Origin of the sequence: Pseudomonas deceptionensis (assembly GCF_900106095.1) — a bacterium.
Taxonomy (GTDB): Bacteria; Pseudomonadota; Gammaproteobacteria; order Pseudomonadales; family Pseudomonadaceae; genus Aquipseudomonas; species Aquipseudomonas deceptionensis.
The window spans coordinates 1,494,580-1,510,164 of the sequence record NZ_FNUD01000002.1; the positions used below are offsets into that span (position 1 = coordinate 1,494,580).

Genomic DNA, 15,585 nt, shown 5'->3' on the forward strand with positions numbered 1-15,585 from the left:
CGCTTTTGTGCAGGGGTAAAGTTTGTCAGTGACGCGAGGGGCAGAAACCCGCAAAATGCTGCAATATTGAACATGATCAACAGCTTTCACGGTTGGTTTTCTGGTATATATCACCGTTCTGAATAGACTGAGCCTGCATACCTTATGCGAATGCGCCTTATGTTATTGGGCGGCGGAAATGCCCTCGGGCAGGCGCTGATTCGTCTGGGTGCCGAGGAAGACATTAATTTCCTAGCCCCACGTCCACCGCAAGACGGTTGGGACGCTGCGAGCCTCACGCAACTGCTCGATGACACCCGTCCGGATGCTGTGATCAACCTTGCGTACTACTTCGACTGGTTCCAGGCGCAGTCAGTAAGCGAGGCCCGCCTTGCCGGCCAGGAGCGTTCTGTCGAGCGTTTGGCCGAGCTGTGCCAGCACCACAACATCACCTTGCTGCAACCTTCCAGCTATCGTGTTTTCGATGGTTCGCGAGCGACTGCCTACAGCGAAAAAGACGAACCTGTTCCGCTTGGGTCTCGCGGTCAGGCCTTATGGCGAATTGAGCAGAGTGTGCGTGCCATTTGCCCGCAACACGTGCTGCTGCGTTTTGGCTGGTTACTGGATGACAGCCCCGATGGAATCCTGGGGCGCTTTCTGGCCCAGGCTGAAAAGCCGGGCGAGTTGTTGATGGCCGATGACCGACGGGGCAATCCGACACCTGTGGACGACGCCGCTCGTGTGATTATCTCGGTGCTCAAGCAGCTGGATTGTGCCGCACCGCTCTGGGGTACTTACCACTACGCCGGGCATGAAGCGACGACGTCGCTGGCGCTGGGCCAGGCGATTCTGGCCGAGGCGCGAAACCTGCACCCGCTGGCAATCGAAGCCCCTACACCCCAGGCGCACGCCGCGCGGCCGGATGCGGCTGAAGAGCCTCAGCATGCGGTGCTGGCGTGCAAAAAAATTCTACACACCTTCGGGATCAAGCCGCGCGCATGGCGTGCGGCGCTCCCGTCTTTACTGGACAGGTTTTATCGCCATGGTTGAGGCTCCCGTTCTAATTACCGGCGGCGCCGGGTTTATTGGCTCCAATCTTGTGGATGCCTTGTTGGCCAAGGGTTACGCGGTACGAATTCTCGACGACATGTCCACTGGCAAACGCAGCAACCTGCCAATGGACAACCCGCGGCTCGAACTGATTGAAGGTGATGTGGCTGATACCGAGCTGGTGACCAAGGTCATGGCCGGTTGCAGCGCTGTGGTTCACCTGGCGGCGGTCGCTTCGGTGCAGGCGTCGGTGGACGATCCGGTGCGTACTCATCAGAGCAATTTTATCGGCACCCTGAACGTGTGCGAAGCCATGCGCGAAACGGGCATCAAGCGCGTTGTCTTCGCGTCCAGTGCTGCGGTCTACGGCAATAACGGCGAAGGTGAGTCGATCGTCGAAGACACCCCCAAGGCGCCGCTGACGCCATACGCGGCCGACAAGCTGTCCAGTGAGTACTACCTGGACTTCTACCGTCGTCAGCACGGTCTGGAACCGGTTATTTTCCGCTTTTTCAACATCTTTGGCCCGCGCCAGGACCCATCCTCGCCTTACTCGGGCGTGATCAGCATTTTCAGTGAACGCGCTGAGAAGGGCCTGCCGATCACCATTTTTGGTGATGGTGAGCAAACCCGCGATTTTATGTACGTGGGCGATCTGGTGAAGATTCTGGTTCAGGCTATCGAGACCAGGCAGGTTGAAGAGGGCGCGGTAAACGTGGGGCTGAATAAGGCCACCACCCTCAAGCAGATGCTTGAATCCCTGGGCGAAGTTGTTGGCGAACTGCCACCAATTAGCTACGGTCCGGCCCGTTCCGGCGATATCCGCCACTCGCGTGCCGACAACAGCCGCCTGTTGCAACGTTTCACTCTTGGCGAAACGACGCCGATGAGTGTCGGGCTGGCGCGCCTGCTCGGTCGCTAAGAACCCCCGCCCACAAAAAAGGCGCCTTCAAAGGCGCCTTTTTTTATGGCCGGTTACTTAGAACTTGTAACCCAGGCCCACCATGTAAACCCATGGATCTACATCTACGTTGACCTTGGCGCGAGTGCCGGGAGCGACTGCGTTGTTTTCCACTGTGGCGCGAGTATCAATATCGATATAACGCGCTTGGGCGTTGATCATGATGTTGTCGGTCAGCATGTAGTCAGCACCTAGCTGCCATGCCATGCCCCACGAGTTTTTAGCCTTGAAATTGTCGAAGCCTGCAGCGTTGGCACTGCTGCCGACGTGTTCGTCATAGATCCAGGTGTAGTTGATACCGGCACCGACGTAAGGCTGGAACACTGACTTGGAATCCAGCGGGTAGTACACAACGCTCAGGGTTGGTGGCAGGTGCTTGAGGCTACCCAGTTTGCCATTGGCCGCAGGCAGGGCAGTGCCCTTGAGTTTTACGTCATGCTCAAACGGCGTGGCCGCCAGCAGTTCAATACCCACATGGTCAGTGATCATGTAGGCAAAGTTGAGACCCAATTGCGTGTCGCTGCTCATGGTCGCCTTGCCACCCAGATCGGTGCCCGCCAATGGGCCCTGATCAACCTTGACGCTGGAGCTGTCGGCTTTCGGGTTTACGGTGATGGCACCGGCGCGCAGGATGATGTCGCCTTCTGTGTGTGCCTGGGCAAGAGGGGCGACGACAGCGAGCGCAAGGGCGGCTGCGCTGAGCAATGACTTGTGCATGGGAGCTCCATTGGGATATTTAAAATTTATATAACCAATGGTAATGAGCACACCGGCCTGCTCAGTTGACCCAGCTCAATGAAATCGTGAAGTTGTGAAAAATTCGTGAACTTGTGCCGGATTACTCCGGCAGCTCATACACGATGATTTTCTGCGCATCCATCTGATAGCCAGCATCAGCCAGTTCGCTGGTGCTGGCCTTGACCTGCATCGCCCCTACGATCCAGTACGGCTGATACAGCTCGTCGAGTTTGACCCCTTCCTTGCTGGTGACATGCACGATCTGGTTCGACGGCGGCGGCGGTACGTGAATGCAGGCGCCGAAGTACGGCACCAGCAAGAAGTCCGTGGTACGACCGTCTTCGCTGACTTCAAGGGGCACGATATACCCCGGCAAACGAATCAGCTGGCCATCCAGCGCCGGGACTACCGGCGCGTTGGGCAAGTCCTGTTTCGCCGCAGGAGCGGTCTCCATGCCACCTATTTGAGACAAATCGTGCAACGGCGTCATGTCCGGGGCTTCAGGTGGTGCATCCGGCGGGATCATTTCTGACCAGGTCAGCTCTTTTGGCTCGGCTGCCCACAGCGGCGTCGCAACCAGCAGTAACAGCGCCAGCAGCACGCGTGACATTGCAGACCTTTTCATAAACGTAGGCTCATAAACGAATGGACAGACCATCGGCCAGCGATTGTCGGTAGGCGCGCCATGCAGGCACGCAGCCCATCAACAGGGCGGCTGCCAGAATACCGCCGAGTAGCGTCCATTCATATTCACTTGGCCATGCCAGCGGTAAATACAACCCGTAGTTCGATTGCACATAGCCCTGGGCCACGGCGATACACACATAGAGCAAACCAACCCCCGCGATCACTCCGGCCAATGCCAGCGCCAGCGCCTCGAAAATCAGCAGGGTTGCGATATGCCAGGGGCGGGCGCCGACCGAGCGCAGAATCGCCATCTCGCGCCGGCGCTCATTGAGGCTGGTCAGAATCGCGGTAAGCATGCCGATCAACCCGGTGAGCACCACGAACAGCGACACCACAAACAGGGCTTTTTCGGCGGTGCTCATCAAGCTCCACAGCTCTTGCAGAGCCACGCCCGGCAAAATCGCCATCATGGGTTCACCGCGAAATTCATTGATCTCGCGTTGCAGGGCAAAGGTCGAAATTTTGCTGTTCAGGCCCAGCATGAATGCGGTGATGGCCTGTGGCGTGAGGTCCATGTTGCGCGCCTGATCGGCGCTGATACGCCCCGCACCGTGGGCAGGTACGCCGTTGTGCCAGTCGATATGGATTGCTTCCATGCCGCCCAGGCTGATATGCAGCGTGCGGTCCACAGGGGTGCCGGTGCGTTTGAGAATGCCGACCACGGTGAACGGTTTGTCGTCATGTTTGACCAGGCTGATCGCCGCGACGCCGTGCGCCAGCACCAGCTTGTCGCCGAGTTTGTAGTGCAGGGCATCGGCCACCTCGGCACCCAGTACCACCTCAAAAGGATCGGTCGCAAAGGCACGTCCGCTGGCCAGTTGCAGGTTTTGCCGATGGCCGTACTGGTAGTGCTCGAAGTAGGCCTCGCTCGTGCCCATGACCCGATACCCGCGATGTGAGTCGCCCAGGGACATGGGAATGGCCCATTTTACTTTCGGGTTATTGGCGAAGTGCTCAAAGCTGTCCCAGCGAATGTTGTTGGTGGCATTGCCGATACGGAACACCGAATACAGCAGCAGGTTGACCGAGCCCGAACGAGCGCCAACGATCAAATCGGTGCCGCTGATGGTACTGGCAAAACTGGCCCGTGCTTCGGTGCGTACCCGCTCAACTGCCAGCAGCAGGCACACGGACAGGGCGATGGCGAAGGCGGTCAGCAGTGCGGTAAAGCGGCGGTTAGCCAGGCTGGCCAGGGCTAGACGAAACAGATACATCTCAGACCTCTGCCGTGGTTGCGGCGCGATTGAGTTCGGACAGCGACAGGTTGCGGTCGAACAGGGGAGCCAGGCTTTGATCATGGCTGACAAACAACAGGCTGGCGCCGGCCTCGCGGCATTCGGTGAACAGCAACTGGATAAAGGCTTCGCGCGCGTCGGCATCCAGCGCCGAGGTGGGTTCGTCGGCAATCACCAGTTCGGGCTGGCCGATCAGTGCGCGGGCGGCGGCAACCCGTTGTTGTTGGCCAATTGACAGTGAGTCAGCACGCCGCTCCAGCAGCGCCGGGTCTTTGAGGCCCAGATGCGCAAGCAGGGTCTGGGCTGCCTTGTCGACACTGCCATGACGTTGCACGGCACGGCTGGCGCGGAGTCTGGAGAAGTGACAAGGCAGCTCAACGTTCTCGCGTACCGACAAAAATGGCAGCAAATTGAACTGCTGGAAGATGTAGCCGGTGTGATCCACGCGAAAACGGTCACGTGCACCTGAACCGAGTTCGCTCAACTCTTGACCCAATAGGCGGATTGTCCCGCTGTCGGCTTTCTGCACGCCGCCCAGCAAACCCAGAAGTGTGGTTTTACCGCTGCCGCTTGGGCCTTTGAGAAACAGGGTTTCACCGGGTTCCAGGCGAAACGCCGGGATATCCAGCAGCACGGGATGCCCCGGCCAGCTGAAGCTCAGGTCGCTAAGCTCGATAAGTGCTTGGGTCATGGGTAAAGACTATCGCCTGCAATGGGAGAAACAGTATGGGGTCGCTGCCGCAGGCAGCGACCCCATGGAAGGTGTTTTTCTTAGAACGTCAGTGTGGGCGCTTTAGGCGTCACTTCTACGCCTTGCTGACCGTTGGCGCCGATCAGCTGTACCTTGATTTTCTGTGTGCCCGGGAAAGTCTTGAAGAACTGGGTCAGATCCAGCGTCTTCAGCGCCTCGGGTTTGCTGCATGTGAACGCATAGTGAGCTTCGATATCGCTGTGATGATGCGCAGCTTTTGCTCCTCCGCCCGCCTCTTCAGGTGCGGCTTCGAACAGCGGGCTCTCCAGTTCCTGCTGGTCAGCAATGCAGCCGGCCGCTTTCGGCAAACTGAACAACACCAGCGGGTTCTCCAGTTGCGCACGGGCGGAGGCGACTTTGGCCTTGTCGGCGTCAGTGGTCGCTATGTGCTCAAACCCCACCAGGTTCACTGACGGACCGTCGAGGGCCAGTTCCAGGGTCTGGCCGTCGAGGGCGACATTCAAACTCCCCACACCATGCTCGTGGGCACCGAGGCTGCCGTGTTCATGGTCGTGATCATCGGCGGCGTGAGCCATCGCCAGCGGCAACAAGGCAAACGGCAAAGCAAGAAGCAAACGGCGCATAGCATGACTCCAGCAAGATATATGAATGTTTTGTTATGTGATCTTATAACAAGCAGTGCAGGAGTTTGCGCGTGTGCTTGGCGTTACGCAAGGCGCGTGGGAGCATGCGGGCAAGAAAACTGTGGGGATAGAGCGATGGTGCGCATTCGCGGAACGATCGGCGACTGGCCGGTGGATTTGACGGTAGAGCTGGATGACAGCGATTGGGCGAAGCTGGGGGCGCAGTTGCACGTCAGTGAGGCGACAATCAGCCAGCCATCTGCCAAACCGGTGAATCAGGACGATGCCCTGTGGGAAACGGCCAAAGAATTGCTGCGCAATGCGGGGCAGATCACCGGGCCTGAACTGTTGGGGCAGCTTGAAGCGCTGACCGGCAGCACGGGCGCAGGCAAGCGCCTGTTGGTTCGCCTGCGCCATTGTGCCGAGGTCAAGGTGGTCAGCGGCACGGATTCACCGATTTACAGCTGGGTTGAAACTAACTCTGTGGGAGTGAGCCTGCTCGCGAAATAACGCGTGTTGACTGGATAGCCGCAGTGCTCTTGAGACCTTCGCGAGCGGGCTCGCTCCCACAGTGGGTGAGGGTCAGTACAGCGCTGCAAACAGCTTGCGGCGGTAAGTCGTGACCAGCGGGTGGTCGTTGCCCAGCAGGTCGAACACTTGCAGCAACGTCTTGTGGGTGATGCCTTCGTTGTAGCTGCGGTTGCGGGTGAACAGCTTCAGCAGCCCGTCCAGCGCCCCTTCATATTGCTGGCGTGCCAATTGCTGAATCGCCAGCTGGTAGGCGGCTTCGTCGTCCTGCGGGTTTTGCGCCACGCGGGTTTTCAAGTCGGCTACATCCGGCAAGTCTGCCGCCTGACGCAGAAATGTCAGTTGAGCCTTGGCGCCTGCCAGCTCGGCTTTGTGCTCGTCGCTTTTGACCGCATCCAGTACCGCCTGCGCTTCAGTCAGCTCGCCGCGCTCGGCCAGGCAGCGGCCATACAGGATCAAGGCTTTGGCGTTGGTGTTGTCTTCGGTCAGGATGCTTTTGAGCAGGGCTTCGGCGTCGGCGAAACGGCTTTCGGCAAACAGGGCCTGAGCCTGTACCAGCGGGTCTTCAACCGCTGCTTCGGGCATGACGACGTGGGGCAGGAGCATGGCGCGGATTGCTGATTCAGGCTGTGCTTCCTGGAACCCGTCCACCACCTTGCCGTCCTTGAACAGTACGACCGTTGGCAAGGTTTGAATCCCGATACGGCCAACGATGTCCTGCTCAACCTCGCAGTTGACCTTGGCCAGCAGCAGCTCGCCCTGATAGTCCTCGGCAATTTGCTCCAGGATCGGCAGCATCACCTTGCACGGCGCGCACCACTCGGCCCAGAAATCCACCAGAACGGGTTGATCGAAAGAAGCCTGGACCACCAGTTTGTCAAAGTCTGCTGAAGTTACGTCGAAGCTGTAAGAAGGCTTGGGCTGGTTCATTCTGTGTCTCGAAGCAGGTAAATGGTGGCAACTATAAAGTCTGGGCGCGCGGGTGCAAGCAATGACTGTTGAGTGAGCTTATGGTGCTTTAACGAATGCCAGAGTGCCCAGGGCCTGAGTGTCGGGCTGGCCGATAATTCGCGAAGGCAGGTGCAGGATCAATTGGCCGGACTGGCTGGCACGGCCACGCAGTTCAACCCGGGCACCGGCCGGGAAGGCTTGAGGGTTGAAACGCAGCTTGAACGGCAGCGCCTGGTTATTGCCGGCAATCTTGCTGCTGGCCATCAGGCCCTGTGGGCGTCCTCGTTCGTCGACGATCAGCATCGCCAGCTCAACCTCGGCGCCAGCCGGAACACCGGTCAGCACGCCGCTGAGCTCGCGCTGCCAGGACGGCAGCGGACCCTGGTCGGCAGGGGCGTCGGTTTCGGGCTGTGTCAGCACTTGAGGCTGTGCCGATTTTGGCGGTTCACTGCTACAGGCGACCAGCAAACTGGCCAGACACAGCAAAACAAGCGTTCGTAGCGGCATACACGGCTCCAGCAGCAAGTCAGTCGATCCATCAGATGGGGTAAAACATAGTCGGCCGACTGTATACCGTAAAGCCTATGGCTTGTCTTGCCAGTGGGATGCGCTAACATGGCGCTCCCCATTTTTGTTGGCTGCCACCATGCACTGTCCCTTCTGCGGTGCCAACGACACTAAAGTCATCGACTCGCGTCTGGTCGCCGAGGGCGATCAGGTGCGTCGCCGGCGCGAATGCCTGGCCTGTGGTGAGCGTTTCACCACCTTTGAAACAGCCGAGTTGGTGTTGCCCCGCCTTATCAAGCAAGACGGCAGTCGTCAGCCCTTTGACGAAGATAAACTGCGTGCAGGCATGCAGCGTGCGCTGGAAAAACGCCCGGTCAGTGTCGAGCGTCTTGAAGCCGCGCTGGCCCGAATCAAGCACAAACTGCGCGCCACCGGCGAACGTGAAGTCAAATCGCTGGTTGTTGGTGAACTGGTCATGGGCGAGCTGCAAAAGCTCGACGAAGTGGCCTATATCCGCTTTGCCTCTGTCTATCGACGCTTCCAGGACTTGAACGAGTTCCGTGAAGAGATCGACCGACTTGCCCGTGAGCCCTCAAAAGAATGACCCCGAGCACTGAACAATCTGTTTTGGACACCCATTACATGGCGCGTGCCATCGAGCTTGCGCGCAATGGGCTGTACACCACCCACCCCAATCCGCGTGTCGGTTGCGTGATCGTGCGTGACGGGCAGATCGTCGGCGAAGGCTGGCATGTGCGCACCGGTGAGCCCCATGCCGAAGTCCACGCCTTGCGGGCGGCGGGCGAGCTGGCGCGGGGCGCCACGGCCTATGTCACGCTTGAGCCGTGCAGCCACCACGGCCATACCCCGCCGTGTGCCGAGGGCCTGGTCAATGCGGGCGTGGCGCGTGTCGTGGCGGCCATGCAGGACCCCAACCCTGAAGTCGCCGGGCGCGGCCTCAAGCGTCTGGCCGATGCCGGGATTGAGGTCCTTAGCGGCGTGCTTGAAAGCGAAGCGCGGGCGCTGAACCCGGGTTTCCTCAAGCGTATGGAACACGGCCTGCCGTTTGTGCGGGTCAAGCTGGCGATGAGCCTTGATGGCCGTACCGCAATGGCCAATGGTGAAAGCCAATGGATCACGGGTCCGGCGGCCCGTTCGGCCGTGCAACGCCTGCGGGCTCAAGCCAGCGTGGTATTGACCGGCGCCGACACGGTGCTGGCGGATGGCGCCCGTCTGACGGTGCGCGGGCCTGAGCTGGGCCTGAGCCCCGAGCTGACAGCGCTGGCGCTCAGCCGTCCGCCGCTGCGGGTGTTGATCGACGGGCGTTTGCGAGTACCGCTGGATGCGCCGTTCTTCAAGGCAGGGCCGGCGCTGGTTGCCACCTGTGTGCCGCCTGCCGAGCAATACCGCACCGGGCCTGAATGCCTGGTGATCCACGGTGCCAACGGTCAGGTGGACTTGCGCAAGCTGCTGGTCGCGCTGGCGGCACGGGGTGTCAACGAAGTGCTGGTCGAGGCCGGGCCACGACTGGCCGGGGCATTTGCCGAGCAAGGTCTGGTGGATGAGTATCAGATATTCATCGCCGCCAAGTTCCTGGGCTCTACCGCCCGGCCATTGCTTGAGTTGCCGTTGACCCATATGAGCGAAGCGCCTTTGCTCAAAATCACTGAAATGCGGGCGGTGGGCGATGACTGGCGAGTCACAGCCATCCCTGTGCCATCAGCCAGCGTATAATTCTCAGCCTTCGTTTTACGCAGGTTTTGTTCTCAAGGGGAACGCCATGTTTACCGGCATCATCGAATCCATCGGCAGCATCCGCGCACTGACCCCAAAGGGCGGCGATGTGCGGGTTTCCATCGACACCGGCAAGCTCGACCTGAGCGACGTCAAACTCGGCGACAGCATCGCGATCAACGGCGTGTGCCTGACCGCGGTTGAGCTGCCGGGCAACGGCTTTGTGGCTGACGTCAGCCGCGAGACCCTCGATTGCACCGCGTTCAACGACTTGAAAAGCGGCAGCCGGGTCAACCTGGAAAAGGCCCTGACCCCGACCACACGTCTGGGCGGTCACCTGGTGAGCGGTCACGTCGATGGCGTGGGCGAAGTGGTTTCGCGTGAAGAGAACGCTCGTGCCATCGAGTTCCGCATCCGCGCGCCCAAAGAGCTGGCCAAGTACATCGCCCACAAGGGCTCGATCACCGTCGACGGCACCAGCCTGACCGTGAACTCGGTCAATGGCGCCGAGTTCTCGCTGACCATCATTCCGCACACCTTGAGCGAAACCATCATGGGCGACTACCGTCCGGGTCGTCGGGTGAACCTCGAAGTCGATTTGCTGGCGCGCTACCTGGAGCGTCTGCTGCTGGGCGATAAAGCCGCAGAGCCGACCTCGGGTGGCATCAGCGAAAGTTTTCTGGCCGCCAACGGCTACCTCAAATCCTGACTTAAGGGGGTGCCGCGTGGCGCTCAACAGCATCGAAGAACTGGTTGAAGACATCCGCCAAGGCAAGATGGTCATCCTGATGGATGACGAAGACCGCGAGAACGAAGGCGACCTGATCATGGCCGCCGAGTGCTGCAAGGCCGAGCACATCAACTTCATGGCGCGTTTTGCCCGTGGCCTGATCTGCATGCCGATGACCCGTGAGCGCTGCGAACTGCTGAAGCTGCCGCTGATGGCGCCGCGCAACGGTTCCGGCTTTGGCACCAAGTTCACCGTCTCGATTGAAGCCGCGACCGGCGTGACCACCGGCATTTCCGCCGCTGACCGTGCGCGTACCGTGCAAGCGGCATCCGCCAAGGACGCCAAGGCCGAAGACATCGTCAGCCCGGGCCACATCTTCCCGTTGATGGCACAGGCAGGCGGCACCCTGGCTCGCGCCGGTCACACCGAGGCCGCATGCGACCTGGCCCGCATGGCCGGTTTCGAGCCAAGCGGCGTGATCTGCGAAGTCATGAATGACGACGGCACCATGGCCCGTCGTCCCGAGCTGGAAGTATTCGCCGCCGAACACGGCATCAAAATCGGCACCATTGCCGACTTGATCCACTACCGGATGATCCACGAACGTACCGTTCAGCGGATTGCCGAGCAGCCGCTGGACAGCGAACTGGGCCAATTCAACCTGGTGACCTATCGTGACTCAGTCGAAGGTGACGTGCACATGGCGCTGACCCTGGGCAAGATCTGCGCCGAAGAGCCGACGCTGGTGCGTGTGCATAACATGGACCCGTTGCGGGACCTGCTGATGGTCAAGCAGCCAGGCCGCTGGAGCCTGCGCGCCGCGATGACTGCGGTGGCCGAGGCCGGCAGCGGTGTGGTGTTGCTGTTGGGTCACCCGCTCGATGGCGATGTATTGCTGGCGCATATCCGCGAAACCGCTGACCAGTTGCCGGTGAAAAAACCTACCACTTACAGCATCGTCGGAGCGGGTTCGCAGATCCTTCGTGACCTCGGCGTGCGCAAAATGCGCTTGATGAGTTCACCAATGAAGTTCAATGCCATATCCGGTTTCGATCTGGAAGTTGTAGAATACGTGCCCTCCGAATAAAGACCGGTCGTGTCCTGTCCGAAATTCGTGGCCCAATATCCTTAAAGAACGCACGCGAGTGCGTTCTGGCTCTTTAATACGAGACATACCGAATGACCCTGAAGACCATCGAAGGTACCTTCATCGCCCCCAAAGGTCGCTACGCGTTAGTAGTTGGCCGTTTCAACAGCTTTGTTGTCGAAAGCCTGGTGAGTGGTGCCGTTGATGCCCTGGTTCGCCACGGTGTGAACGAAAGCGACATCACCATCATCCGTGCTCCGGGTGCGTTCGAAATCCCGCTGGTTGCGCAAAAGGTTGCTCAACGCAACGAATACGCTGCCATCATCGCCTTGGGCGCCGTGATTCGTGGCGGTACTCCGCACTTCGAATACGTTGCCGGCGAATGCACCAAGGGCTTGGCCCAGGTGTCCATGGAGTTCGGCGTGCCGGTTGCATTCGGCGTGCTGACGGTCGATTCGATCGAACAAGCCATTGAGCGTTCCGGCACCAAAGCCGGTAACAAGGGCGCAGAAGCTGCCCTGTCCGCCCTTGAAATGGTAAGCCTGTTGGCACAGTTGGAGGCCAAGTGATTTCCGACGAAAGCGATCGTTTCAACCCGCGCGATCCAAAACCTGCGGACGCTGGCAAACCCTCCAAGAGCGCCAAGCGCCGTGAAGCGCGTCAACTCGCGACTCAGGCCCTGTACCAATGGCACATGGCCAAGCAATCGCTGAACGAGATCGAAGCGCAGTTCCGCGTCGATAACGACTTCAGCGACGTTGATGCGGCCTACTTCCGTGAAATCCTGCACGGCGTGCCTGCGCACAAAGGCGAGATCGATGCTGCCCTGGTTCCATGCCTGGACATCACCATCGAAGAACTCGACCCGGTTGAACTGTGCGTTCTGCGCCTGTCCACCTGGGAGCTGATCAAGCGTGTCGACGTGCCTTACCGCGTTGTGATCAACGAAGGCATCGAGCTGGCCAAAGTGTTCGGTTCCACCGACGGCCACAAGTTCGTCAACGGTGTGCTCGACAAGCTGGCGCCACGCCTGCGTGAAGCTGAAGTAAAGGCTTACAAGCGCTAAACGGCGCTGTCGGTCATGGGCGAGTTTGAGCTGATCCGCAACTTCTTCGCTGCCGCGCCCTGTGCGCAAGGCGGCGAGGGTGTTGCCCTTGGTATTGGCGATGACTGCGCCCTGCTGGATGTTCCCTTCGGGGAACAGCTGGCAATTTCCACCGACACCCTGGTAGCCGGGGTGCACTTCGCAGATCCTTGCGACCCTTTCTTGCTCGGTCAGCGTTCGCTGGCGGTGGCGGCCAGTGATTTGGCGGCCATGGGCGCAACCCCCCTCGCATTTACCCTTGCCCTGACCTTGCCGACGGTTGACGCCGATTGGTTAGAGGCCTATGCCCGCGGTTTGAACCTGATGGCTCAAGGCTGTGGCCTGCGCCTGATCGGTGGCGACACCACGCGCGGGCCGCTGTGCCTGACGCTCACGGTGTTTGGCCGCGTACCGAACGGCCAGGCCCTGACGCGTAGCGGTGCGCAGCCCGGCGACTTGCTGTGTGTGGGCGGCGAGCTGGGCAATGGGGCGGGGGCTTTGCCGCTGGTGCTGAACCAGCTCAGTGCCGGGCCCTCGATTGCCGAACCATTGCTGGCTCACTATTGGTCGCCGCAACCGCAACTGGCGCTGGGCCAGGTGCTGCGGGGCAAAGCCACGGCGGCGCTGGATATCTCTGATGGTTTGCTCGCCGACTGTGGTCATATTGCGGCGGCGTCCAGGGTCGGTTTGCTGATCGAAAACGATCGATTGCCGATCTCGCTGGCGCTGCAGGAGTTCCTGGGTGACGCGGGGGCGCAGCAAGCCGCGTTGAGCGGCGGTGACGATTACGTGCTGGCGTTCACCTTGCCGGCCGTTGAGTTGCCGACCCTGCTCGCAGATGGCTGGCCGATCCATGTGATTGGCCGTGTAGTCGAAGGGCGGGGCGTAGGCTTGCTGGACGTGGATGGTCAGGACATCACCCCGACCATTCGTGGTTATCAGCATTTTGGCATTTGACGTTCACGCCTGAAGCCGCTGCCACAAAAACGCATCAAACTTTTAGATATTTATCCCCGGTAATTCAGCCTAAGCGTCTGTAGGAACCTCCTGTTACAATGTCGCCTTTGCGAATTACCAGTCCTCAAACTGATCAGGAGCACAAGGTGCCCGTCGTTTTTGTTGCCGCTTGCAAGTTGCCGACCCCCTTTGCCGAATTCACCATGCATGGCTTCCTTGAGAAGGCCACGGGTCGTGAACACGTTGTGCTCAGCCTGGGCGACGTGACAGATGGCGCTCCTGTGCTGGGGCGCGTGCATTCCGAATGCCTGACCGGCGATGCCCTGTTCAGCCAGCGCTGTGACTGCGGCTCGCAGCTCGAAGCCGCCTTGCAGGCCATCGCTCGCGAAGGCCGTGGCGTGCTGCTGTATTTGCGCCAGGAAGGCCGTGGTATCGGGTTGCTGAACAAAATCCGTGCTTACGAGCTGCAAGATGGCGGCGCCGATACCGTTGAAGCCAACGAACGTCTGGGCTTTGCTGCCGATCAGCGTGACTACGCGATCTGCCTGCCGATGCTTGAGCACGTAGGCGTGCAGTCGCTGCGCCTGATGACCAACAACCCGCGCAAGGTCAAGGCCTTGACCGACATGGGCATCACTGTGGCCGAGCGCGTGCCGCTGCACACGGGGCACAACCCGCACAACAAACTGTACCTGGCGACCAAAGCCAACAAGCTTGGCCACATGATGGGCAATCAGCATCAAAACGAGGCTGACCCGGCGTGACCCGTGGTCAGATTCGCCGTCGGTTCAGCTTCGCCTGGTGGTGGCAGCTGTTGCTGACGTTGCTGCCGCTGTTGCTGGCCTGTGTGCTCTTTGGCAATTCCGACCCCTTGTTGCCGGCGCTGAAGATGCCGTTTTTCATTGCCGGCGTGGCGTCGATGTTTGTCAGCCTGCGTTTTTTCGGGGCCTACAAGCGTGGTCTGATTGCGACCCAAAAAGCCCTCGATACCCCGCAAGAGAACGACGCCTGGGCTGAACTGACGCGTGCTCGCCGCAGCGCGCTGCTGGCCTCGGGTTTACCCGCCTGGATCGCCGCCCTGGCGGTGTTTGTCGGGCTCGAAGGCGTGCCGTTATTGCTGCTGGCATTGTCTTCGCTGGTGCTGTTTTACCTCTATCGCATACCGCGTCAACTCGGTTGATGCGCCTCTGGCTGGCGCCTCTGCTGCTGAGCGTCAGCCTTTGTTCACTGGCCGCCACCCGCGTTGTCAGCCTGTCCCCGTCCTTATCTGAAATGGTTGTCGAACTGGGTGCCACCGATTTGCTGGTGGGGCGCCTGGACGCGGGCGAACCGCTGCCGGAGCTGGCCCGCGTGCCGTCAGTGGGGCGCTATGGCCAGTTGGACATGGAGCGCCTGCTCAGCCTGCAACCCGACTTGCTGCTGCTCTGGCCGGGGAGCGTGGGCATTGCACAGCGCGAGCAATTACGCCGCCTGAACATCCCGACCTACGTTGGTGAACCGCGCAGCCTGGATCAACTGGCCGATCAGGTGCAAGCGCTGGCTGATGCCCTGGATCGACCGCAGCGCGGGCAGGAGCTGGCCGCTCAACTGCGTCAGCGCCTGGCACAACTGCGCGGGCAGTATCAGCGGGACAAACCGCTGCGAGTGTTTTACCAGGTGTGGGATCAGCCGCTGTACACCATCGGTGGCGGGCAAATCATCAGCGATGCGCTTGCCGTGTGCGGCGCAATCAATGTGTTTGACGACCTGAAACTGCCTGCGCCGCAGGTCAGTATCGAATCGGTGTTGCAGCGCAATCCCGAGGTGATTGTTGCCAGCACTCAGGCTCAGCTCGACGCCTGGAAAACCTGGCCGCAGATTGATGCGGTCAAGCACGGGCGCTTGCTGTTGCTGGCCGACAAAGGCCTGGAGCGCCCAAGCGGGCAGATGCTGGAAGCGACGGCAAAGCTGTGTGAACAACTGCATCCTGCTCTGTAGCCGCTGAGGGGCGGAGCGAGGCTGCGACAAGGGTCGCAGGACCTT

General features: G+C 60.2%; 20 protein-coding genes. 13 read left to right on the top strand and 7 right to left on the bottom strand.

Translation table 11 applies throughout. The features are described 5' to 3' along the window. The first annotated feature begins 144 nt into the window (after nucleotides 1-144). Both BLW11_RS06775 and BLW11_RS06780 read left to right on the top strand, forming a co-directional pair. A complete protein-coding gene (locus tag BLW11_RS06775; RefSeq protein ID WP_048359417.1) occupies nucleotides 145-1,029 on the top strand; it encodes a sugar nucleotide-binding protein in 885 nt (294 codons plus the stop codon). Continuing rightward, the gene (locus BLW11_RS06780; RefSeq protein WP_048359416.1) at nucleotides 1,022-1,951 is read left to right on the top strand and encodes an NAD-dependent epimerase/dehydratase family protein; all 930 of its coding nucleotides are present in this window, start codon (nucleotides 1,022-1,024) and stop codon (nucleotides 1,949-1,951) included. Before BLW11_RS06775 ends, BLW11_RS06780 begins: the two co-directional genes overlap by 8 nt. 57 nt (nucleotides 1,952-2,008) lie before the next feature. Here the strand turns inward: BLW11_RS06780 and BLW11_RS06785 are convergent, their stop codons facing one another. The 5 genes from BLW11_RS06785 to BLW11_RS06805 all read right to left on the bottom strand — a co-directional run bounded on the left by BLW11_RS06785 (nucleotide 2,009) and on the right by BLW11_RS06805 (nucleotide 5,985). Then, nucleotides 2,009-2,707, bottom strand: coding sequence for an OmpW/AlkL family protein (locus BLW11_RS06785; RefSeq protein WP_048359415.1), 699 nt, complete (start codon nucleotides 2,705-2,707; stop codon nucleotides 2,009-2,011). A 121-nt stretch (nucleotides 2,708-2,828) separates the two neighbouring features. Continuing rightward, nucleotides 2,829-3,338 carry a DUF3299 domain-containing protein gene (locus tag BLW11_RS06790; protein ID WP_088500136.1) on the bottom strand — a complete coding sequence of 170 codons (510 nt, stop codon included), beginning with the start codon at nucleotides 3,336-3,338 and terminating at the stop codon, nucleotides 2,829-2,831. A 25-nt stretch (nucleotides 3,339-3,363) separates the two neighbouring features. Then, on the bottom strand, nucleotides 3,364-4,629 hold the full coding sequence (locus BLW11_RS06795) for an ABC transporter permease (RefSeq protein ID WP_048359413.1): 1,266 nt from the start codon (nucleotides 4,627-4,629) through the stop codon (nucleotides 3,364-3,366). 1 nt (nucleotide 4,630) lies between these two features. Beyond that, nucleotides 4,631-5,341 carry an ABC transporter ATP-binding protein gene (locus BLW11_RS06800; protein ID WP_048359412.1) on the bottom strand — a complete coding sequence of 237 codons (711 nt, stop codon included), beginning with the start codon at nucleotides 5,339-5,341 and terminating at the stop codon, nucleotides 4,631-4,633. Between the two features lie 80 nt (nucleotides 5,342-5,421). Beyond that, nucleotides 5,422-5,985 (bottom strand): DUF2796 domain-containing protein, encoded by a 564-nt coding sequence (locus BLW11_RS06805; RefSeq protein ID WP_048359411.1) that lies wholly within the window; start codon nucleotides 5,983-5,985, stop codon nucleotides 5,422-5,424. A 135-nt stretch (nucleotides 5,986-6,120) separates the two neighbouring features. On the opposite strand from BLW11_RS06805, the gene BLW11_RS06810 reads away from it, so the two are divergent. After that, nucleotides 6,121-6,495 (top strand): hypothetical protein, encoded by a 375-nt coding sequence (locus tag BLW11_RS06810; RefSeq protein WP_048359410.1) that lies wholly within the window; start codon nucleotides 6,121-6,123, stop codon nucleotides 6,493-6,495. A gap of 72 nt (nucleotides 6,496-6,567) precedes the next feature. On the opposite strand, the gene BLW11_RS06815 is transcribed toward BLW11_RS06810, so the two are convergent. Then, nucleotides 6,568-7,443: a thioredoxin family protein gene (locus tag BLW11_RS06815; protein WP_048359409.1), complete on the bottom strand. Its 876-nt coding sequence runs from the start codon at nucleotides 7,441-7,443 to the stop codon at nucleotides 6,568-6,570. A 78-nt stretch (nucleotides 7,444-7,521) separates the two neighbouring features. Further along, nucleotides 7,522-7,971, bottom strand: a complete 450-nt coding sequence (locus BLW11_RS06820; RefSeq protein WP_048359408.1) for a lipoprotein — start codon at nucleotides 7,969-7,971, stop codon at nucleotides 7,522-7,524. Between the two features lie 139 nt (nucleotides 7,972-8,110). On the opposite strand from BLW11_RS06820, the gene nrdR reads away from it, so the two are divergent. From nrdR to BLW11_RS06870, 10 genes are all read left to right on the top strand, one after another. Continuing rightward, nucleotides 8,111-8,575 carry a transcriptional regulator NrdR gene (nrdR, locus tag BLW11_RS06825; RefSeq protein WP_019824317.1) on the top strand — a complete coding sequence of 155 codons (465 nt, stop codon included), beginning with the start codon at nucleotides 8,111-8,113 and terminating at the stop codon, nucleotides 8,573-8,575. After that, nucleotides 8,572-9,705 (top strand): bifunctional diaminohydroxyphosphoribosylaminopyrimidine deaminase/5-amino-6-(5-phosphoribosylamino)uracil reductase RibD, encoded by a 1,134-nt coding sequence (gene ribD / locus BLW11_RS06830; protein ID WP_193790166.1) that lies wholly within the window; start codon nucleotides 8,572-8,574, stop codon nucleotides 9,703-9,705. The genes nrdR and ribD overlap by 4 nt, the downstream gene beginning before the upstream one ends. A 46-nt stretch (nucleotides 9,706-9,751) precedes the next feature. Next, nucleotides 9,752-10,414, top strand: a complete 663-nt coding sequence (locus BLW11_RS06835; protein ID WP_048359407.1) for a riboflavin synthase — start codon at nucleotides 9,752-9,754, stop codon at nucleotides 10,412-10,414. A gap of 16 nt (nucleotides 10,415-10,430) precedes the next feature. Beyond that, a complete protein-coding gene (gene ribBA / locus BLW11_RS06840; RefSeq protein WP_048359406.1) occupies nucleotides 10,431-11,522 on the top strand; it encodes a bifunctional 3,4-dihydroxy-2-butanone-4-phosphate synthase/GTP cyclohydrolase II in 1,092 nt (363 codons plus the stop codon). A gap of 92 nt (nucleotides 11,523-11,614) precedes the next feature. Further along, the gene (gene ribH / locus BLW11_RS06845; protein ID WP_048359405.1) at nucleotides 11,615-12,091 is read left to right on the top strand and encodes a 6,7-dimethyl-8-ribityllumazine synthase; all 477 of its coding nucleotides are present in this window, start codon (nucleotides 11,615-11,617) and stop codon (nucleotides 12,089-12,091) included. Further along, a complete protein-coding gene (nusB, locus tag BLW11_RS06850) occupies nucleotides 12,088-12,588 on the top strand; it encodes a transcription antitermination factor NusB (protein ID WP_048359404.1) in 501 nt (166 codons plus the stop codon). The genes ribH and nusB overlap by 4 nt, the downstream gene beginning before the upstream one ends. A gap of 15 nt (nucleotides 12,589-12,603) precedes the next feature. Further along, nucleotides 12,604-13,563 carry a thiamine-phosphate kinase gene (gene thiL / locus BLW11_RS06855; RefSeq protein ID WP_048359403.1) on the top strand — a complete coding sequence of 320 codons (960 nt, stop codon included), beginning with the start codon at nucleotides 12,604-12,606 and terminating at the stop codon, nucleotides 13,561-13,563. A gap of 146 nt (nucleotides 13,564-13,709) precedes the next feature. Then, nucleotides 13,710-14,327: a GTP cyclohydrolase II gene (gene ribA, locus BLW11_RS06860; RefSeq protein WP_048359553.1), complete on the top strand. Its 618-nt coding sequence runs from the start codon at nucleotides 13,710-13,712 to the stop codon at nucleotides 14,325-14,327. Then, nucleotides 14,324-14,743, top strand: a complete 420-nt coding sequence (locus BLW11_RS06865) for a hypothetical protein (protein WP_048359402.1) — start codon at nucleotides 14,324-14,326, stop codon at nucleotides 14,741-14,743. The genes ribA and BLW11_RS06865 overlap by 4 nt, the downstream gene beginning before the upstream one ends. Further along, on the top strand, nucleotides 14,743-15,540 hold the full coding sequence (locus tag BLW11_RS06870; protein ID WP_048359401.1) for a cobalamin-binding protein: 798 nt from the start codon (nucleotides 14,743-14,745) through the stop codon (nucleotides 15,538-15,540). The genes BLW11_RS06865 and BLW11_RS06870 overlap by 1 nt, the downstream gene beginning before the upstream one ends. Nucleotides 15,541-15,585: the final 45 nt, after the last annotated feature.